This window comes from Weissella confusa (genome assembly GCA_041871065.1).
Lineage (GTDB): Bacteria > Bacillota > Bacilli > Lactobacillales > Lactobacillaceae > Weissella > Weissella confusa_A.
This window is the reverse complement of sequence record CP168942.1, coordinates 255,974-276,592: the sequence shown is the minus strand read 5'-3', so window position 1 is coordinate 276,592 and position 20,619 is coordinate 255,974. Positions and strand designations below refer to the sequence as shown.

Here is a 20,619-nt window from a genome sequence, read left to right as displayed (position 1 = left end):
CTAAGGATTAACCCCAGTATTGGATGCCCATTGCGTTACGGACTTCGTTCATCGTTTCTTGCGCCTTAGCACGTGCCTTGTCAGAACCGTCGCGTAGCATTTGCAATACGGCGTCCTTATCTTCAGCATACTTAGCACGACGCTCACGCATAGGCGCCAATTCGGCGTTCAACACTTCGAACAAGTACTTCTTGATCTTCATGTCACCCAAGCCACCAGCTTGGTATTGCGCCTTCAATTCAGCAACCTTTTCGGTATCCTTGTCAAAGATATCCAAGTACGTGAAGACCATGTTACCTTCAACGTGACCAGGGTCTTCAACACGGATGTGCTCTGGGTCAGTGTACATTGACTTAACCTTCGTCCACAACGTATCCTCGTCGTCACTTAGGTAAATGGCATTGTTCAATGACTTTGACATCTTGGCGTTACCGTCCAAACCAGGAATACGGCCTTGACCCTTTGGTGGGAATACACCTTGTGGCTCTACCAAAATACCTTCACCGTAGTAGTTGTTGAACGTACGTACCAATTCACGCGTTTGCTCCAACATTGGCTCTTGGTCATCACCAACTGGCACAACTTGTCCCTTGAACAAAGCGATGTCAGCAGCTTGTGAAACTGGGTAGATGAAGAATCCAGCAGGAATACTCTCACCGAAGCCCTTTTGTTGAATCTCAGTCTTCACCGTTGGGTTACGTTGCAAACGAGCAATTGAAACCAAGTTCAAGAAGTATTCTGTCAATTCTGACAACTCAGGCACAGCTGATTGTACGAAAATCGTTGACTTGCTTGGGTCAATACCAACAGCTAGGTAGTCCAACGCAACTTCCAACAATGAGTTGTGAATCTTCTCAGGGTCGCGCGCGTTATCAGTGAACGCTTGCTTGTCCGCAATCATAATAAATGGTTCGTAGTCGCCTGAATTTTGCATTGCGACACGGTTTTTCAAAGAACCAACGTAGTGACCAATGTGCAACTTTCCAGTTGGACGATCACCAGTTAGCAAAACTTGCTTTTCTGCCATGTTTTCCATCTCTTTCTATCAACGGTTCCCCGTCAAAACTAATTCGTCATTGTTCATTGTAAGAGTTTTTACACCCGATAACAAGCGCACAAACTACCTGTTTTCTAATCACCTAAAACACTAATATCTAATGTCTCTTGCACGTCACGAATCAAACCAGAAACCGGTCCAACACTAATTAGAGTCAACGCGTGCATGGCGCGGGATGCCAAGGTGTACAACAAGCCGGTTGCTTCACTGTCAGGATAATTTATTTGTGACACATCGTATCCAATCACCGCATCAAATTCCAATCCCTTAGCCAAATAAATTGGCATAACGACGAAGTTTGATGTACGCGTGCGATCACTTGCTTGGAGCAATTGAAACTTTTCGGGATACTTGCGCAGCATGCGGGCAACTGCCTCGGCTTGATCTTGGGTTTTGGTCAAAATCGCCACTGTTCGGTGCTCCGCCTTCAGCTCATCAACCGCCTGCCAAATCATCTGCTCTTCTTCATCCGCCGTCGTGACAATTAACTTTGGCTTTCCACCTGGTCGAGTGAACGCCATGATGTTATCGCCGTCCGGCAACAACGCTTTGGCAAAGTCCATGATTTCTTGCGTTGAACGGTACGCCTTGTTCAACGTAATCAAGTTAGGGTGAGTCGCCTTGAACGCTTGGCTGTACTTGGCCAGCAAAGCAGCCGGTGTCTCAACATCGCGGAACAGCGCCTGCTCAGCATCCCCAAGCACCGTAAACTTGGCCGCTGGGAACGCGTGCTTCAAGTACAACAATTGTGCCATGCTGTAATCTTGCATCTCATCAACGAAGACGTAGAACATTGACTTATTCGTCCCGCCACCTGTAATCAAATCGCGTAAGAATAGTATTGGCGCTGCATCTTCCAAGTCAATGCGGTGATACTCCAGCTCACGTAGGAAGCGATCACGCTTGGCTAGCCACCATTCGGTATCCAACTCAGAACGCTCAGCCATGTAGGCCAAAAAGTCACCGTATTGGTTATAGATATCGAAGAAGTGCATGTTATACAACGCATCATCGACAACCTGGAATTCACGTTGCAACAATCGCTTCGCCGCGATGTTGATTGCGTCACCCATTTCTTCTTCTTCGGCAACTTGCTCAGCCAGCTCATCTCCCAGCAAATCACGATACTGTTGGTCATCCAAGTTATTCAACTCTTCCAACACCCAGTCTTCATTCACCAATTGATCAATGCGACGTTCCAAACGCTCCATAAAGCGCTTTTGCGTCATTTGAATACGTTCACGAACCGAGTAATTGTCTGAGAACTCAGCAAACACACGGGTCATGGCTTCTTTACCAAAGAACACTTCATCTTCAAAGTAGATATTGTCAAAGCGCAATGTCTCAGGTGTTAGTTGCTCAACAAAGGCCGTCAAATCATCAACGACTCGGGCACTCTCAAGTTTTTCACGAACCTTAAGACTGGCCACCGTTGTTTCACTCTGACCGATTTCATAACGTTCAAATAGTGTTTGCACTTGCAATCCTTGTAGACGTGCACTAAAAAATTCAGCCAGCGTCACTTGGCGCATGTTGCGTTCACCCAAAGATGGCAAAACATCAGCAATATAGCTTGAGAACAATCGGTTTGGTGAGAACAATACAATCTGATCCGAATTCAATTCTTCACGCGCATGGAATAGCAAAAACGCGATGCGTTGCAGAATCGCTGAGGTCTTACCAGATCCTGCGACACCTTGCACGACCAGCAAATCACTCGTCGTATCACGAATAATTTGATTTTGTTCTTGTTGAATCGTCGCCACGATATTACGCATGGTCAAGTCGTTTTCTTGTCCCAAGGCGTATTGCAACATTTCATCGCCGACAGTTTCATTGGTATCAAACATGTTAACGATTTGCGCATCTTCAATCGTAAATTGACGCTTCTTTAGTAGTTCCGCTTCCTGTTCACCCATTGGTGTGGGATATGTCACAGCACCAAGTGTTCCGTTATAGTAAATTCCACTGATTGGCGCACGCCAATCGTAAACGAGGAAATCACCAATCTTATCCTGCACTGAGGCCAAGCCGATATACAAGGTATCTTTATCGCCCTCTTCATCAATATCGACGCGACCAAAATACGGACTAGGTCGTAGCATCGTCAGCGTATCGACCGTCTTTCGCATAATGTTTTCTGTTTCAGTTACACGGGCCACGATGTTACGTTGCTGTTGGATTTCGGCATTCGTTTCCATCGCATCATCGACTTCGAAGGTATTAATTGACGTATTGGCAATATAGTTTCCTTCAACGGCACGTGTTTCTGAGTGAGCTTGCGCATAGGCTTCCTTAGCACGTTCGAGTTGCCCGTCGATTTCGACAACCACTTTATCGAGCCGCTTTTGTTCAGCGGGTTGGTCTGCATGCATTTTTCGGCCCTCACTTTCGTATATTCAATTCAACTATTATAACGCTTTTTCACCAGAAAACCGGTGCAAATGGAAAAAGCACCGGGTCTCTCCACCCGATGCTTTACAACCATTTCTCTTTCACCCTCTTAGCCACTCTACCTGCTAAAAGAGGCCAACGTTCAACACGCCGGAAGCGTAAAAAGCTTCTCTACTAACTTTTTAACATAATTTATTGTAAGTATAAATAGTGAATGATTTCCCTTATAAATGTGAGGAAATTGTGAACATCGCTTTTTAGTAAGCAAAAAACGAGCAACCAGTTCAACACTGATTGCTCGTTAATTTCATCTTTATTAAGCGAAGAAGCCCATATCTGATGCGATTGATGGGTATGAGTACAAGTTGTGCTTAATTGCCCACTTGTCTTGCTTTTGGTTGATGGCTACCGTGAAGTAGTTCAACAACTCATCAGCTTCAGCACTCAATACCGTCGCACCAATGATAACACCCTTTTCGTTCAAGACAACCTTAGCCTTAGCAATTGGCTCCTTGTGACGCCAGTATGCTAGCCAAGGTGTCATGTCGATTGAGTTAACCTCCATGCCCTTTGACTCAGCTTCAACAGCTGACATACCAACTTGACCCAACTTTGGTGAACCATACACCATCGTTGGAATGGCCGGATATGAAATTTCTTCTGGCTCAGTACCAGTCAACAAACCAGCTACATAACGTGCCTCATAGGCACCAGTTGGCGTCAACTTTGGCACTGGTGACTCTGCGACGTCACCAACCGCAAAGATGTTTGGGTTAGTGGTACGCAAGTCAGACATTACCTTAATACCGTTACCAGCAACTTCAACACCAGCAGCTTCAAGATTCAAATCTTCAGTGTTACCAGCGCGACCAGCAGCGATGAATGGCATGTCACTTGTGACACGACGTCCATCAGCAGCAACGATATCGAAGCGACCGTCAGTGGTTTCTTCAACGGCAGCTGTATCAAAGTTCCAGTGGAACGTGATACCCTTGCTCTCCATTTGCGCAATCAAATCTTGCGTCAAATCTTGATCAAACTCACGCAAAATCACATCGTGCTTAGCCACAACGTGAACCTTTGCGCCGGCTGCTGCGGCAATACCAGCAAACTCAATGGCAATGAATCCAGCACCGATGAAGGCTACTTCTTCTGGCATCTTAGGCAAGTTCAAGAAGTCTTCATTGTCGTGCAAGAATTCATCACCAGGCACTTCCAATCGAGCTGGACGGGCACCAGTGGCAATAATCCACTTGTCAGCCGTAAACGTTTCCGTACCAGTTGAAACCGTGTGCTCATCCACAAAGTAGGCGTGACCATACTTGTGGGTAATGCCGGCATCATCAAGTCCCGCAATCTTACGTGCAGGAACTGGATCCGTGTAGGCCATCTTGTGTTCCATCAAGGCAGGCCAATCAATCTCATTGTGACCAATCAAACCTGTGTGTTGCATCCACTCAGCTTGTTCCTTAGCTTCTACTGCAGCCAAAAGAACCTTCTTAGGATCGCAACCATAATTAGGGCAGGTACCGCCCCAGAGATACTCTTCAACAATAACAACTGATTGCCCAGCTGCTTGTAATGGAAAGGCTGCTGACAAGCCAGCAGGTCCTGAACCAATAACACCAACATTAAAGTGTTCCACGAGTATGCCCTCCTTCTTTTTATAATGTCATTATTTTAACAGTTAACAGCAACCCTTATGCAAAATAAGGGTGTTTTAAACGAGCCCCAAACTAATCACCAACGCTTGATCAAGCTTAGCGATTAAGTGACCCGGCACTAAACCAATTTTATCTTGCAACCGACGCTTGTCGATTGTGCGAATTTGTTCCAATAAAATAACTGAATCGCGTGCAATACCGGTATTCTCTAACTCAGATGGCAAGCCCACGTGGGTTGGCATCTTGGGTTTTGAAATTTGCGCCGTAATGGGTGCAACAATGACAGTCGGCGCGTGCTGATTACCAACGTCATTTTGGATGATCACAACTGGACGTTGCCCACCTTGCTCTGAACCAACTACCGGTGATAAATCGGCAAAGAAGATGTCTCCTCTTTTAATATCATGTCGATTTGCCATACTACTCTCTCTACTTCACTAACTTTCGTGGCAAACGTGGTGACAATCCCGTGGCAATTTCATACGGAATTGTCCCCATCTTGTTTGCAAGATCAACCAACGTGATTGCCTTATCGCCAACTGACCCAATCAATGTTACCACAGTTCCCACTGGCAACTCTTCTGGTAGCTTGACCATTAATTGGTCCATCGCAATACGGCCAATCAATTCAACTTCACGACCATCCGGCAATAAAGCGGTCATGCCTTGCAATGCGCGTGGATAACCATCAGCATAACCAACTGGCAACGTGCCAATCCATTCTGGTTCGTCAGTTGTATATGTTGCACCATAAGAGATTGATGCACCCGCTTCAACTTGCTTCACGTGAACCAACTCAGCCTTCAATGACAAGACCGGTTGAATCTCACGCATGGCCAATTCACCTTGTGACGGATCAAAGCCATACATGCCGGCACCAACGCGAACCAAATCAGTACTTGGTTGCTCGTGCCACAATGATGTCCCTGAGTTTGCTAAGTGACGCCAGATATTGGCTGGCAAATCAAGACCATCAGTCAATTCGTGCCAACGTTGTAATTGTTGCTCAAAGTATGCTGTGTTGCCACCATCAGCGGTCGCAAAGTGCATTCCAATCGCCTTGAATTCGACGTTTTCTGCATCATTTAGCTTTGCGACGACGCGCTCAAGTTCGGCACGGTCACGAATACCAATGCGTCCCATACCAGTATCAACCCCAACTGATGCAATCAATGTCTTATCGGCCGGCAAAAGGTCAAGTGCTTCATCCAACCAGGCTTCACTTGCAACAACGGGCATCAATTCAAAGGTCGCCAAATCAGCAACATACGCAGCCGGTGTTACACCAAGAATAAAAATGGGCTTCTTGATACCAAAGTGACGCAACCAAATACCTTCGTCAATCGTTGCCACCGCAAACCCGTCAACGCCTGCATCTTCAGCTGCCTTAACGATTTGTGGCAAACCATGACCATAAGCATTCGCCTTTACAACGGCAAAAAAGCGTTCGGCGCCGGTCAGCTCACGAATATAAGCTACGTTATGAGCCAGCGCTGACTCGGAAATTTCGAGCCAAGCCGGACGTCGCTCACTGACCGGTTGGTGTAAAGAAGCCAACGACTCCAAAATAACTGAACTATGTACGGTATCACCTGTATGAGAAATTGAAATATGTGCCACCGCCTCGTTTTGCTTGGGGTGCTTAACCATGACTGGTTGTCCAGCTTCGTTTGGAACAATTTCCATATCATGCCAGCGAACTTCGCCACCAATTCCTGTTCCAACGGCCTTGCTATATGCTTCCTTAATTGAAAAGCGACCAGCCAAGAACTCCATTTGGTGCTTGCCCTTACGCTTATCAAAAACCTCGCGCTCTGCTGGCGTCAAAATGACGTCAATAAACTTTGGTCGGCGTTCCGCCAATCGTGTCACATCACTAATCATTTGGGCATCAATGCCTTGTCCGATTATCATGCTAACTTCCTCCTAGATTATTGTTTCATTATACGCTGTTTATCGTCATTTTACTGTAACATCATTCAACCAAACTAAAAATAAGCAAACAACAATATGCCAGTTTTCAGAGCAATAAAAAACCTCCGTTCAACATAGAATTGAACAGAGGTTTCATTTGTTATTAATTAGTCGTTGTTCTTGATGACAAAGTCACGTGATTGACGACGTGGTGCACCTGAGCGACCGCGTTGTGAACGGTCACCTGATCCAGTGCGTGAACCACGGTCGAATGAACGACGCTCGCGTTGTCCGCGCTCGCCATCACGTCCGTCACGACCACCTTCACGACGGCCACGGTATCCACCGCCACGACGCTCGCCACCTTCGCGACGACCACCACGGTATCCACCACCGTTGCGTGAACCACCACCGAAGCCAGAACGCTTGCGAGGCAATGGACGCTCACGTGACAACGTGAACTCAGTGTCCATCTCAGCAACGTTAGCAACTGCACCCAACAAGGCCGTTGCCAAAGTCTTGGCATCGTACTTTTCAACCAACTTGTCGATGACTTCTGAGTCAACGGCACCTGAAGTTGCCGCAATGACATCTTCAACTGAATCAGCAGCAACTGACATACGGCCAGCCAATGCTTCTTCACGAGTAGGTGGCTTCAATGGTTGCATACGCTTCTTAGTCAACTTTTCGATGTCCTTCAAGTAGTCCATCTCAGCGTTTGAGATAAACGTTACAGAAGTTCCAGTAGCACCGGCACGACCAGTACGACCGATACGGTGAACGTATGATTCTGAATCTTGTGGAATATCGAAGTTGTAAACGTAGTCAACACCAGAAACGTCCAAACCACGAGCAGCAACGTCAGTGGCAACCAAAATCTTGATCTCACCGTTCTTGAATTGCTTCAAAACTTGTGAACGCTTTTGTTGCGTCAAGTCACCGTGGATTCCGGCAGCGTTAAAGCCACGCAATTCCAAACCACGTGTCAATTCATCAACACGGCGCTTCGTACGACCAAACATGATAGCCAACTTTGGTTGTTGCACATCCAAGATGCGCGTCAACGTGTCGAACTTTTCAAAGTCGCGTACACGAACGTAGAATTGCTCAACCAAATCCGTCGTCAATTCCTTGGCAGCGATTTGGATGTGCTCTGGGTTCGTCATAAATTGCACACCGATACGCTTGATAGCAGGTGGCATCGTTGCTGAGAACAACAACGTTTGGCGTTGATCAGGAACAGCCTTCAAGATTGATTCGATATCTTCAAGGAATCCCATGTTCAACATTTCGTCGGCTTCGTCCAAGACCAAAGTCTTAACGTTAGACAAGTTAATCGTGCCACGGTTGATGTGGTCGATCAAACGTCCTGGCGTACCAACGACGATGTGAGCACCGTGGCTCAAACCGTTGATTTGGCGGCGAATATCTGCACCACCAAAGACAGCTTGTACCTTAACGCGCTTATCGCGTCCCAACTTGAATAGCTCATCTTGTGTTTGGATAGCCAATTCACGTGTTGGTGAGACAACAAGGGCTTGTACTTGGTTGCTGTCTGTGTCAATCATTTCCAAGATTGGCAAACCGAATGCGGCCGTCTTACCGGTACCCGTTTGGGCTTGTCCGATAACGTCCTTACCAGCCAAGGTCAAAGGAATCGTTTGTTCCTGGATTGGCGTGGCCTCTACGTAGCCATGCTTCTCGATGGCCGTCAATAGGTCTTGTGTAAGACCCAACTCTGAAAACTTCAAAATATTTCCTCCAGTTGCGATTGCGGAGTCAATCGCGCTCTATATATCGCGAACTACGAACAAAATTCAAACTAGACACAATCCGGCGTCCGTACTGCGTTTGATTTTGGCAACAGTCCTTTTTGTAACTTATCCATCTTATCTTGTTAACAACTAATTAGCAAGTGAATTAGCCATACTCACTTCAACACAATAACTAAAATAACAAGAAGCAAGTAGACCAGCCAGATGACAAAGAGTGGCCAGAAGTCGTATCCGACTACTGATTTCTGTGTATTCTTTGCCATGTTCATGTGGGACCGCTGCATATAGACTTGACTTCGCGGTTTAGTAATTTCACCATCAAGTTTTGCCTGCACCAAAATACGCTTTGGCGTTCGCGTTGGTGCTGAACAGGTGACTAAGCTTAATTCCGAATCAACTGTATCTTTCACTTTATTAATTTCGGTCTCTAAAATTGTCGATGTTTTGTAAACCGTATATTGATAGTACTTACCAAGGTATTGCAAGTACGCCTTCTGACCGACCTTAGCGCCCTCCAACACACCGAAATGCACCTTTGTGTGCCCCATATTGTGTCCAATCAACACCAGGTTGTGCTTGCGTACCGTTCTGTTTGGAAAGAGTGTTACGGCACCATAAAACAAATTTTCGTTCGTTAATCCAGCATAAATATCATCATCAAGTCCTACCGATGGCATCACAACACGTCCGACGGCTGTCCTAGCGTGCGTATTCATGTTCATCACAGTCTGTAACGTCGGCGCATGAATTGTCTCGGCCGGTTGAATAACCTTTGGCAGTTTCGACACATACTTTACAGATGTTGTTGACTTAACATAGCAGGTATAAAAATCCTGCAGAAACGGTACAGAAAACAGTACCGCCGCCAATGTTAGAATCACAATAATAACCGTTTTTATTTTTTTACTGTGTTGAAAACTTTGCTTTCCCATTTTTCACTAACGCTCTACAATCTGGACTTGTTTTCCTTTCTTAACAAGACGCTTATATTCCTTCATCGTGGTTGTACGAATAATGGGCAATTCTTGTCCATTTTGATCATGCACAATTTCTTCAATTTCAACTTCTTCCTCATCCTTGCGACGCTTAAAGACAAATAGCCACAAGAACAACGCTAACAACAACAATAGCAAACCAAGCACAATGACTAGTAACTCCCAGTTAAACGGTTGAATCGTCACATCCTTTTGGTTGAAGTGCTTTGCTGTGTCAGCCTTGATTTCAAACGTCTTTGTAAAATGCCACATATACGTATACGTATCGGCGCCCTTTGTATTGAAGTCTGTCGTTGTAAACTGTCCCTTTGGGTTCTTGTCCGCATACGCCATCAAGTCAAGCTTATACTTTCCCGGCTTCATGGCTTCCCCAGCTCCTAACGCAATCGGGTAATTGAAATTGGTGTTCGGCGCCATTTGCATATTGTCTTTTTTAGATTGGTAAACGACCTTTGACGATCCGACTTTTGAAATTTTGGCCGTTACCGCCATTTGGTTAACGTACACATTCAATGGATTTTGCAAATTTGCAGTGACAACATTTCGATAGTTAATCTGAGTTGGCTTAACTTCATGCATCTTCAAGCCGGATTTTTGAATTTGATCATCACTGTATGCTGCATCCTTTGACTGGCGCATCAGCAATCCTAATTGAAATGAATAGATGTTTTTAATCGCCATTCCGGTAGACTTAACATCCATATTTTGCTGATTTTGCGTCTCATCCGAGAACGTTAATCCGCCGGCAATAATTCCGGCATACGCTTGATTTGGCATAGAAACATGGACGGGAACCTCTTTCGTCTCACCGGCCGCTAACTCAACTTTTTCCGGTACATTCACCAAATCTTGCATATTAAATTGACGGGTCTTATCAGCCTTAATCTTGTTTAGGCCATACTCGACAACACCATTGTTGTTTGTGCTAGCTGGCGCTACTTTAGTTGTCACCGTCACTGGACGCTTCGTGTTATTTTGATAACGCAACGTTAAATCTTCTGATTCACCTGCACCAAGCTTCAAATTAAAGAAACCATCAGTCTTATCTACCTGGTTATCTGGCAAAACCGGCATAACTGAAAAGGTTAGTTGATTGGCTGATACTGGTTGGCTACTCACTAATACACCAATGCCAGCCGTCGCAATTAGGCTAGCTACGGTAATCAGACTGCGCTTAATCTTCTTTGTTAAATTCATGTCTCTTTCTCTTTCTTAGGCGTTTATTCTGTCTTAATAAAAAATGGACGGAGAAGTTTTCCTTCACCATCCACTTCTCATTTATCATGCGAAAATATTCTCTATTTAACGATAGTTGGCATGTCGCTTAGGATCCATTCGAATTCTGTCGCATACTTATCTGCCATCTTATCCGTCTTACCTGGCACCATTAGTGTGACAGCCTTATCAGTGTCACCACGCTTTGAGCCATCAGCGTTAACTTCCGTTGAAACAATGTCTGTTGCGTCACCAAAACGCATCAAGTGTGTACCACCAGTTTCGTTTGTGTCACCAGCATTCTTAGCTGCCGCGCCAGACATGATGTTAATGGCATTACCAGACAACGGATCCAGCGTAAATGACTTTAGCGCCGTGATGTCCGTTGCGTTTGTTGATGCTGTCGTCATTCCTAGGTGATTTGCGTTGCCAAATGTGACTTCAGCACCATCCAAAACAGCATTACTGTTTTGTCCCTTGAATTGACCGTTTTGCTTAACTGACAGCGTCCAACCCGTAAACGATCCGCGATTATCTGTCATTTGCACATAATCAGGTCCAGTTGTCTTCTTACCATCAAACGTCGTGTATTGTTGCGCACTACCTTGGTAAGTTTCGGTCTTTGATGTAATTTTTTGAATACCAAAATCAATTGATGAAGCAAAATCAATCGACAAAGGGCCAGCTTGTGGCGCTTGTGGGTCAGTACCATCTGGATTCGTTGGCTTGACCGGCTTGTCTGGGTCTGGATTCGTCGGATCAACCGGGTTGGTTGTATCCTTTGACGGTTGGAAAGTAACAGTTCCTGTTGACTTATAATCAGACATTTGCGCCGCTAGAATTGGCGTTTGAGTGACGGCTAACGTAGCAAGAGCTACACCTGCAAAAAGAGTTACTTGCTTCTTCATAATGATTGTTCCTTACTTTTGTTGTAATGGGACATTAATAATGTGTCCACGTTAATGTCGTTGTATATGTTGCGGCATCACGGGGCGTCGTACCAGGAATTGATAAGCATACCTTTGGGTCGATGAGCATACCACCGTTTTCTTTGTCCGGCTTCAAGTCACCATCGTATCCCCAAGGCATCATCCATGTCCCTGTTCCTTCACCTTTTTCAGCTTCCATAACAACAGTCTTGCTGCCATCAGGCGACAAGGCTGTATTATACGTATCTGGTGCAATAGCATTCGTTAATCCAACTGCGTATGAGTCGTCTAATGAAATAACTGCACCATCAAGAACTGAAGGGTGTTTTGCATCATTCGTCTTAAATTGGCCATTTTGCGAAAGCTGCAGTGTCCAACCTGCACGATTACCGCGGTAATCAGACACCTGCACATAATCAGGCACATAGGCATCTTTACCCCGTGTTTGAATCTCTTGCGCTTCAGCATCATAACTAACATTCTTATTAGTGATTGCATGCGTACCAAAGTTAAAACTTGAGGCAAAATCGATTGACAACGGACCCGGCATACCAGGTTCTGGCTTACCATCTGGTCGCGTTGGATCAACCGGTGTTACTTCGTCCTCGGGTTCATCCCCAGCACTGAGGTGGTACCACCTCAGTGCTGGGGATGAATCCAACTGTGCCGCTAGTTTGATACTCATCTGCATCTGCGGTCACCGCACTTGCAAGACTAAGTAATGAAACCGCTACGACACTTGTAATCGTAATCAGTTTATTTGTCATGCTTTACCCCTGTCTTTTGTACTACTTGATGGGCGTATTCGTTGGAACTTGTTCCAAACTCCAATTCAAAGTAGTTGAATATGTTGCCGCGTGCTTAACTGCTTTACCAGGGACAAACAAACTGACCGCTTTATCGTCAGCTAATTTGTTGCTACCAAAGCGCGTTAACCACGTTCCTTGACCACTGTTCGCAGCGGCTGTCATAACCAACTTCTTCTGGCCCTTTTCCAAGGCAATATCGTTCGCAGCAACGATTGGTGCAGTTGCGCCAGTTCCTGCGATTCCCTTTACGTTCGCATCATGCAACGTAATCACTGCACCATCAAGCGAATTCTTGTTGTCCGTCAAATCACCTTGTTGCGTTACGGATAGCACCCAACCTTTATCCTCACCGGTATTATCAGTAACTTGCACATAATTTGGACCTGTCGTGGTATTTCCTTGACTGTCCGTAAATTTTTGGGCTTCTGCATAATACGTTTCATCAGTTGTCGTAATTTTGTTCTTACCAAAATTAAATGATGACGCAAAATCAAGTGATAAAGGTCCCGCATTAGGATTATCAGGCTTGTTGGGATTATTAGGATCCACTGGCTTAACCGGATTGGTCGGATCTTGGTTGTTTGGATCCAACGGTCCAGATGGTTGATCGTTTGGAATAAACGTCACCTGTGCCGTTGAATCAAGTGTTGAGACGGGCGCTGCGTATACACTCGCAGTTACTCCCAGCGTTGCCATTGCCGATGCGGCAAATAATGTAACAGTTTTAGACATATTTTTTCTCCTCGCTTCGAATGTGTCTAAAAGGGTCAAAATGTGGATAAATTAACCGTGTTGGCTAAATTTCTTACCGTTAACGAAATAAAGTCCAGTGGCAATGAATGTTAACAACACCGGCAAACTAAATCGCTCTAGCATCGTTTCGCTACCCGTGTTCGGCAACACCGGTGTACCATTCTTTTCGTTTGCCTGCTTATAATACGGATTTGTATTATCGTTTGGTTGGTAGACCGTGTTTTGGGCTGTATCATCCGAGCCGTTCACTTGATCATCTGGGTAAGTGTAGTGTCCACTAAAGCGGGCCACACCATCCGTTTGATAAGTTTCAGTAGAAACTACGTTGGCAGGCGTATCTTCCGTATACCCCACCGTTGCGACGCTTAAACCAAACAGCGTACTAGCAACAATCAAAAGTGCTTTAACTTTCATATAATTTATCCTCCCCTCACAATAAGTTTGGTTTACAGATAGTCTTTACCTATTTGTACACCCTTAGTGTAAATTGTTTGGCAGGCAATATTGGCAATCGCTTTGAATAAGGCGCACTTACAAACCGTTCGTGGCAGTTTTTTAATTTTTAAAAATTAAGTGTCTGCGCAAAAAAGCACCAGTCCCAAATGTTCGAGACTGATGCTTTGCCGTATATATTAAAACACACACAACGCCGAATCGCATTGTGTGTGTTCATCATTAATCTTCTGCTATTTGGATATCCGCATTCAACATCGTTAGCTTGTGGATAATGTGATCATATCCACGCAAAACGTGCTCAGCATTTGTCACTTCAGTGATACCATCAGCCATCAATCCAGCCGTCACCAACGCAGCGCCGGCACGAATCTCAGCCGCGGCAACGCTTGCGCCGTGGAAGTTATTGCTGTTAGCAACAGTAATAACACCGTACTCAGGATTCTCAATCGCTACCCCAAGCTTTTGAAGCTCTGGAATGTGACGCGTACGCTCTGGATAAATCGTCTCTGAAATAATGCTCTCACCCTCAGCCAATGTCAAAAGTGGCGTAATTGGTTGTTGCAAGTCAGTAGCGAATCCAGGGAACGGTGCCGTCTTAATGTGGATTGGCTTAAGGTTTTCAACCTTTGGCACAAAGATGCTGTCTTCACGAACATCCAAGTCCACACCCATTTCAATCATCTTAGCCGTAAATGACTCCAAGTGCTCCGGAATAATGTTCTTAACCAAAACACCATCACCTTGCGCGGCAGCCAATGCCAAATAAGTTCCTGCCTCAATACGGTCAGGAATAATCGTGTGGGTATTCTTTGATTCCAACTTAGGCACACCCGTAATACGAATAACGTCCGTTCCAGCACCGCGGATTTGTGCACCCATGTTGTTCAAGAACGTTGCCAAGTCGATGATTTCTGGCTCACGTGCGGCATTTTCCAAAATGGTCGTGCCTTCTGCGTGTACAGCAGCCAAAATGATGTTCATCGTGGCACCAACTGAGACCATGTCCAAGAAGATGCGAGCACCCTTCAAACCGTTTTCAGCCGTGATGTAAACCGTATCGTTTTCTTCACGTACCGTTGCACCCAAGGCTTCAAACCCCTTGATGTGTTGGTCAATTGGACGAGGTCCAATATTATCACCACCTGGGAACGTTACCGTTGCGCGGCCAAAGCGACCCAATAGAGATCCCATAAAGTAGTATGAGGCACGCAAAGACTTAATTGCCGTAGATGGCAACTCCGCCTCAACAATATCAGTTGGGTCAATCATCAATTCGCCGCCTACAAAAGTAGACTTAACGTTCATTGACTCCAAGATAACTTGCAAATTGTATACATCTAGAATATCTGGCACACTGTCAAACTTCACTGGTGTCTCAGCCAAAATTGCAGCTGGAATCAAGGCAACAGTAGAGTTCTTTGCGCCTCCAACTGTCACTTCACCACTGAGTCGGCGTCCACCATGGATAACCAACTTCTTCATTCTTTCACCCTTATAAAAGCCTTATTTCTTTTATGCCTATCAGGCCCGTTCATGTTTCATATATTCGTAACGTGCATACCGATTGATTATCATCAACCGGGAAGTTTTATTAACTTCTAAACAACGTACTGTACAAGTCTACATTACATTTATATGAATAACAAGAAAAGTCGGCACCTAATATCAACCTATAACTTTTACTTTAAAATTACCGAATTATCATACTCGTTATATTCCATACAGTTCTCATTACTTATTTATAGTTACTGAATAACAAGGGAATATGCTTATACAAAAACAGACCCATCAAAACATAATCGGTCTGTTTTCTGATTTATTTAATCGATCCTGGCACGTTCATTAACATCCAGTTCATATTGGCTTGATAGGATTCAGCCTTAGCGGTCGTTCCTGGTACAACTAGCGAAACACCACTATTCGTTTTGCGACCATCACAATCCGTTCCGAAATCATTCTGACCACCAAAGCGTGTTAGCCACGTCCCCCAAACACCGACATTGTCAGCCGACATAATTTGAATGGTGTCACCAAAGGTCGCTGATTGATCCGCCATTGCTGTCACACCCTTCTGGTTCGCATCAGTCGACGCTAACGCTGCCCCTTTAAATTCTAAATAGGCTTGCGACAGTGTTGTATTTGATGTTTGACTTTTCAGCTCACCTAGCTTTACCTGTAGCGCCCACTTTCCTGGTTGCTCACGTAAATCTGTGACTTGCGCATACAACGGTGTGGTCAGCCCAGTGTGGTTTGCATCGCTAAAAGTCTGAGCGGTCGCATGATAGGTTTGGTCTAAAGCACTAATCTTTTGCTTTCCAAAATCAAAAGTCGAGGCATAATCAAGTGTTAATTGACCGCTTGCGTCCGTTGGAACATCGGACCCATCCCCAGGATTAACCGGCGTGACCGGGTCCTCCCACTTTGGATTAAATGGATTTAATGGTCGGTTATAAATTGGGTAGTACGTGACAACCACCGTTTTTTTATCGCCGAACTTTCCAGTAACGGTTTTCACAGCTGGCGTAAAACCAGCTTGTTGTGGCGAATCAATTGTATATGCTTCACCATCATAACCAGACTGCGTTACCTGCTTAAAGTATTGTCCGCGACTGGCTGCATACTGGTACTTAACCGTCACATCACTGGTCTTCTCATACGTTAAATCACATTCGGTGTTAACATCGTTACCAATCGTAAAGTTAAGATAGTTTGCATGGTTTTTACCAGCTAACTCATAACCCTGAACTTTAGGCGCCAAGTAAACATAGTCTGGGTCGTAATTAGGATCCTTCGCAGCATCCGCTTGCGCTGTTTCGTCTCTCAAAACGGTCACATGCGCACCAACCAGCGCCGGCTTGACTGCCGGTGAAAAGACAGGCGCCTTAAAATCTGATGTATCGACCGTATTAGCTGCCGGCACACCCTTAAACGTCACGTTGGAGGTTCCCAGTTGCAATTCAAACGAACGCATATCAACCGTCATGGTTGATGTATCTTGCCCAGTTGCTGCAATCACTCCAAATCCCATGTTGCGGTACACGTTAATTGTTTTTGACCATTGATTTTTAAACGCCGATGAAGATAGTGTTCCCGTTACTTGCGTATCCGTAACCGTAGTCGGTTTCCAGTTAATTTCTACATCATCCCCATTTTTATCTAGCTTAACCTTCATACCTTGATCGTATGATGGGTTGTAATACTGCAGGTCACCATTAGCATTAGTTTCTCGAAATGAGGCATACTGCGAATTATTATTTGTTGAAATCGGCGCATCATGCCATTCCTGATTATAGTGAAAGTCAATTCCCCAAAAATGGGCATTATTAAATCCCGTTCCCGTCTTTGGATCCTTTCCAATTCCCAATAATCCTCCTCGTGATCCATTCCCCATTTCGTGCGGCGCCACAGGTGCCATCATGACACCAAATGCATCTCCAGTGCGCTTAGGTTTGGGGCCAAACCAACCGCCTCCCGGAGCATTTCCGCCCGTGCTAGTGCGCAACACACCCTTGAACTTAAACGGTTGCGAAACGTCAATTGAATACTTAAATGATGCTGACCCAAATTGTTGTTCCAAGCCCTGGGTTAAATCAGCTTGTCCATTCTTAAACGGTGTACTGTCACCGCCTGTGATAAACGCCTTTTCCATTTGTCCCGGAGTGGTTAAGTTAATTTTCGAACTACCAATTTCCGTTTGTGTGGCTAGTTCTGGAATTGTGGCTGCAAATACTGTTGTTGGCAAAACTGGCATCACCAACCCCAACGTGGCGGTCAGCATGACAGTCTTAGAAAGCCTTTTGATGAATAGTCCCATTGGTTTTCCTCGCTTTTTTGCTTACGGTGTCTTATTCACGCCGTGAGTAAAAGTTTGTCACTCACATATATATAGTTCACCCTTTTTACATAGTAACGAACCACAGAACCGGAACCGCCAAAGCTACATAAAACAATATACTCACCACCATGATTATCCGTCAGTTTTTCAAGAAAAAGAAAAAGGCTAACCTTGCACATGCAAGATTAGCCTTTTTACAGTTCTATAATTAAGCTTCCTTCTTATCCAACGCAGCCTTCACAAAGGCACCGTACAAAGGTTCTGGACGGTATGGACGTGACAAGAATTCTGGGTGGTATTGGGCAGCCACGAAGAAGTCATTCTCTGGCAACTCAATAATTTCCATCAAACGATCGTCAGGTGAAGTACCTGAGAAGACCATACCGGCATCCTCAAATTCCTTACGGTAGTCGATGTTAAATTCGTAACGGTGACGGTGACGCTCTTGGATCTCATCTTGACCCTCGTAAATGTCCTTCGTCAACGTACCATCCTTCAAGTCAGCTGGGTACAAACCAAGACGCAAAGTACCACCACGATCCGTAACTTCCTTTTGGTCGTTCATCAACGCGATAACTGGTGCTGACGTCTCTGGGTTCAACTCGATTGAGTTAGCATCGTCGTATCCAAGGACGTGACGGGCAAACTCAACTGAAGCCAATTGCATTCCCAAGCATACGCCCAAGAATGGCACATTGTTCTCACGGGCGAATTGGATAGCTGAAATCTTACCTTCAGTTCCACGTGCTCCGAATCCACCAGGCACGATAACACCATCGGCATCGGCCAACAATTCAGAAACGTTTTCGTCGTTAACCTTTTCTGAGTTAATTGCGTTGATTTCAACATCAGCATCAACTGCGTAACCACCGGCACGCAATGCTTCGTTAACTGAAATGTATGCGTCTTGCAAATCAGCATACTTACCAACCAACGTAATCTTCAACTTCTTCTTCAAGTTGCGGATCTTTTCGATCATAGCTGTCCATTCAGTCATGTCAGCTGGTTCAGCCGTCAATCCCAAACGCTTCAAGATAACATCGTCCATACCTTGCTTTTGCATGTTCAATGCAATTTCGTACAAGATATCAACGTCCAATGACTCGATAACGGCTTCAGGCGCAACGTCCGTAAACAAAGCCAACTTCTCGCGCATCTCTGGCGTGATTGGTTGCTCAGTACGAACAACCAACATGTCAGGTTGGATACCCAATGAACGCAACTCAGCAACTGAGTGTTGCGTTGGCTTCGTCTTCATCTCTCCTGCGGCACGCAAGTATGGAATCAATGACGTGTGGATGTAGGCAACGTTTTCGGCACCTACTTCACGCTTCATTTGACGCAACGCTTCAATGAATGGCAATGATTCGATATCACCAACCGTACCACCAACTTCAGTAATCACGATGTCAGCGTCCGTTGTTTCAGCGGCGCGCATCATCTTTTCCTTCAAAGCGTTCGTGATGTGTGGGATAACTTGAACAGTTGCACCATCATAGTCACCACGACGTTCCTTAGCCAAAACTTCAGAGTACACACGTCCTGACGTAACGTTTGAGTACTTGTTCAAGTTAATGTCGATGAAACGCTCATAGTGTCCCAAGTCCAAATCAGTTTCCAAACCGTCATCAGTAACGAAAGTCTCACCGTGTTGGTATGGTGACATCGTTCCTGGGTCGACGTTAATGTATGGATCAAACTTTTGTACGGCAATCTTGAAGCCGCGGTTCTTCAACAAGCGACCCAATGATGCTGCGACGATACCCTTACCCAATGATGAAACAACACCACCAGTAACAAAGACGTACTTAGCTGTCATAAAAAACAATCCTCCGAGTTCTGTTTGCAGGAGCAATAAAAAAATAAAAAAGCTCCCAATGCTATTATAGCCTTGGGAGCGTTAATCAACTTTGATTACGTCTTGTAAACTAATACAAGAGCCCGGAACTTAATAATACACCAATCCCAGAAAATGTCAACTTTTAATTGTAATTTGTTAGTCGTGATCGGCAATTCGCATGCTCTTCTTAAACCAAGGAGAAGCAAAGAAAGCGATCAAGTCATTTCCCATGTACAACATGTACGTGAAGAACAAGACCAATGAGGCATCCCCTTGTGCGGCCGTAACACCCCACAAAACCACTTGAGCAATACCTTGCAAGAACCACATGTAGTAGGCTTCTGAGAAGCGCAACGTCGTCAAAACGGCACCCGTGATACCAATGGCAGCTGCCCCAGCGTCGATCATTGGACGTGGTGAGTGCGTTACGTAGACGTCAAAGAAGTAAAGCGCAATGTAAGAAACAATAAATACCAATACAAAGAACGTACGCGTCTTTGCAAAAGTCATTTTCTCACCGCGTTCCTTCACTTCGCTCAACTTACGTACTCGCGTTGCAACGTTTTCTGACCATGATGGCATCAAAATAACTGGCAAATCAAGCAAAATAATATAAACGAATTGCAAAACTGCATCGGCAGGATTACCAGCATCTAGAGCCAACCCGATGTAAACAAGGGCTGAAATTAATCCCAAAATACCATTAATTGGTCGGGCATTAGTAATCGCTAGCGTTGTTGTAAATCCCAACAATGCAGCAGCCAATGTCCAAATAGCCATCCCCGTAATCGGATTAGCAATCGTTTGACTAATCAAAAAACCAAAGCCGAACATCAACAACAAGTAAGATGGCAATGCCCAGCCACGCATTTGTTCAACGTACCAAGATGGCTTAAAAATCTTTGCAACGTGCGCCCAAGAAAATGATGGCGTCTTTTGTGGTTCATTCATCATGAAAACCTCTTTCTTCAGTTTACTTTGTT

16 protein-coding genes are annotated in these 20,619 nt (G+C 45.1%); all 16 read right to left on the bottom strand.

Annotated elements, in window-relative coordinates; translation table 11 throughout:
- Window positions 1-7: 7 nt before the first annotated feature.
- Window positions 8-1,027: a tryptophan--tRNA ligase gene (trpS, locus tag ACAW68_01090; GenBank protein ID XGA16197.1), complete on the bottom strand. Its 1,020-nt coding sequence runs from the start codon at window positions 1,025-1,027 to the stop codon at window positions 8-10.
- A gap of 104 nt (window positions 1,028-1,131) precedes the next feature.
- On the bottom strand, window positions 1,132-3,432 hold the full coding sequence (helD, locus tag ACAW68_01085; GenBank protein XGA16196.1) for an RNA polymerase recycling motor HelD: 2,301 nt from the start codon (window positions 3,430-3,432) through the stop codon (window positions 1,132-1,134).
- Between the two features lie 335 nt (window positions 3,433-3,767).
- Window positions 3,768-5,096, bottom strand: a complete 1,329-nt coding sequence (locus ACAW68_01080) for an NAD(P)/FAD-dependent oxidoreductase (GenBank protein ID XGA16195.1) — start codon at window positions 5,094-5,096, stop codon at window positions 3,768-3,770.
- Between the two features lie 75 nt (window positions 5,097-5,171).
- Window positions 5,172-5,534: a type II toxin-antitoxin system PemK/MazF family toxin gene (locus ACAW68_01075; protein XGA16194.1), complete on the bottom strand. Its 363-nt coding sequence runs from the start codon at window positions 5,532-5,534 to the stop codon at window positions 5,172-5,174.
- A gap of 10 nt (window positions 5,535-5,544) precedes the next feature.
- Window positions 5,545-7,029 carry an alanine racemase gene (alr, locus tag ACAW68_01070; GenBank protein XGA16193.1) on the bottom strand — a complete coding sequence of 495 codons (1,485 nt, stop codon included), beginning with the start codon at window positions 7,027-7,029 and terminating at the stop codon, window positions 5,545-5,547.
- A 167-nt stretch (window positions 7,030-7,196) separates the two neighbouring features.
- A complete protein-coding gene (locus ACAW68_01065; GenBank protein XGA16192.1) occupies window positions 7,197-8,780 on the bottom strand; it encodes a DEAD/DEAH box helicase in 1,584 nt (527 codons plus the stop codon).
- A 179-nt stretch (window positions 8,781-8,959) separates the two neighbouring features.
- Window positions 8,960-9,736: a class A sortase gene (locus ACAW68_01060; protein XGA16191.1), complete on the bottom strand. Its 777-nt coding sequence runs from the start codon at window positions 9,734-9,736 to the stop codon at window positions 8,960-8,962.
- Between the two features lie 6 nt (window positions 9,737-9,742).
- Window positions 9,743-10,996 (bottom strand): DUF916 and DUF3324 domain-containing protein, encoded by a 1,254-nt coding sequence (locus ACAW68_01055; GenBank protein XGA16190.1) that lies wholly within the window; start codon window positions 10,994-10,996, stop codon window positions 9,743-9,745.
- Between the two features lie 101 nt (window positions 10,997-11,097).
- Complete coding sequence (locus ACAW68_01050) at window positions 11,098-11,922, bottom strand: WxL domain-containing protein (protein ID XGA16189.1); 825 nt, start codon at window positions 11,920-11,922, stop codon at window positions 11,098-11,100.
- A gap of 34 nt (window positions 11,923-11,956) precedes the next feature.
- On the bottom strand, window positions 11,957-12,628 hold the full coding sequence (locus tag ACAW68_01045) for a WxL domain-containing protein (GenBank protein ID XGA16188.1): 672 nt from the start codon (window positions 12,626-12,628) through the stop codon (window positions 11,957-11,959).
- Window positions 12,629-12,731: 103 nt separating this feature from the next.
- Complete coding sequence (locus ACAW68_01040; protein ID XGA16187.1) at window positions 12,732-13,484, bottom strand: WxL domain-containing protein; 753 nt, start codon at window positions 13,482-13,484, stop codon at window positions 12,732-12,734.
- 51 nt (window positions 13,485-13,535) lie between these two features.
- Window positions 13,536-13,919, bottom strand: coding sequence for a hypothetical protein (locus ACAW68_01035; protein ID XGA16186.1), 384 nt, complete (start codon window positions 13,917-13,919; stop codon window positions 13,536-13,538).
- Between the two features lie 261 nt (window positions 13,920-14,180).
- The gene (locus ACAW68_01030) at window positions 14,181-15,443 is read right to left on the bottom strand and encodes a UDP-N-acetylglucosamine 1-carboxyvinyltransferase (GenBank protein ID XGA16185.1); all 1,263 of its coding nucleotides are present in this window, start codon (window positions 15,441-15,443) and stop codon (window positions 14,181-14,183) included.
- A 334-nt stretch (window positions 15,444-15,777) separates the two neighbouring features.
- Complete coding sequence (locus tag ACAW68_01025; protein ID XGA16184.1) at window positions 15,778-17,775, bottom strand: WxL domain-containing protein; 1,998 nt, start codon at window positions 17,773-17,775, stop codon at window positions 15,778-15,780.
- Between the two features lie 229 nt (window positions 17,776-18,004).
- Window positions 18,005-19,615, bottom strand: a complete 1,611-nt coding sequence (locus ACAW68_01020; GenBank protein ID XGA16183.1) for a CTP synthase — start codon at window positions 19,613-19,615, stop codon at window positions 18,005-18,007.
- 177 nt (window positions 19,616-19,792) lie between these two features.
- Complete coding sequence (pnuC, locus tag ACAW68_01015) at window positions 19,793-20,587, bottom strand: nicotinamide riboside transporter PnuC (protein XGA16986.1); 795 nt, start codon at window positions 20,585-20,587, stop codon at window positions 19,793-19,795.
- Window positions 20,588-20,619: the final 32 nt, after the last annotated feature.

What these genes read in the sequence shown, in the direction of transcription:
- trpS (XGA16197.1), bottom strand. Translation starts at nt 1,027, where the DNA reads ATGGCAGAAAAGCAAGTTTTGCTAACTGGTGATCGTCCAACTGGAAAG.
- helD (XGA16196.1), bottom strand. Translation starts at nt 3,432, where the DNA reads ATGCATGCAGACCAACCCGCTGAACAAAAGCGGCTCGATAAAGTGGTT.
- ACAW68_01075 (XGA16194.1), bottom strand. Translation starts at nt 5,534, where the DNA reads ATGGCAAATCGACATGATATTAAAAGAGGAGACATCTTCTTTGCCGAT.
- alr (XGA16193.1), bottom strand. Translation starts at nt 7,029, where the DNA reads ATGATAATCGGACAAGGCATTGATGCCCAAATGATTAGTGATGTGACA.
- ACAW68_01060 (XGA16191.1), bottom strand. Translation starts at nt 9,736, where the DNA reads ATGGGAAAGCAAAGTTTTCAACACAGTAAAAAAATAAAAACGGTTATT.
- ACAW68_01055 (XGA16190.1), bottom strand. Translation starts at nt 10,996, where the DNA reads ATGAATTTAACAAAGAAGATTAAGCGCAGTCTGATTACCGTAGCTAGC.
- ACAW68_01050 (XGA16189.1), bottom strand. Translation starts at nt 11,922, where the DNA reads ATGAAGAAGCAAGTAACTCTTTTTGCAGGTGTAGCTCTTGCTACGTTA.
- ACAW68_01045 (XGA16188.1), bottom strand. Translation starts at nt 12,628, where the DNA reads ATGAGTATCAAACTAGCGGCACAGTTGGATTCATCCCCAGCACTGAGG.
- ACAW68_01040 (XGA16187.1), bottom strand. Translation starts at nt 13,484, where the DNA reads ATGTCTAAAACTGTTACATTATTTGCCGCATCGGCAATGGCAACGCTG.
- ACAW68_01035 (XGA16186.1), bottom strand. Translation starts at nt 13,919, where the DNA reads ATGAAAGTTAAAGCACTTTTGATTGTTGCTAGTACGCTGTTTGGTTTA.
- ACAW68_01030 (XGA16185.1), bottom strand. Translation starts at nt 15,443, where the DNA reads ATGAAGAAGTTGGTTATCCATGGTGGACGCCGACTCAGTGGTGAAGTG.
- ACAW68_01025 (XGA16184.1), bottom strand. Translation starts at nt 17,775, where the DNA reads ATGGGACTATTCATCAAAAGGCTTTCTAAGACTGTCATGCTGACCGCC.
- ACAW68_01020 (XGA16183.1), bottom strand. Translation starts at nt 19,615, where the DNA reads ATGACAGCTAAGTACGTCTTTGTTACTGGTGGTGTTGTTTCATCATTG.
- pnuC (XGA16986.1), bottom strand. Translation starts at nt 20,587, where the DNA reads ATGAATGAACCACAAAAGACGCCATCATTTTCTTGGGCGCACGTTGCA.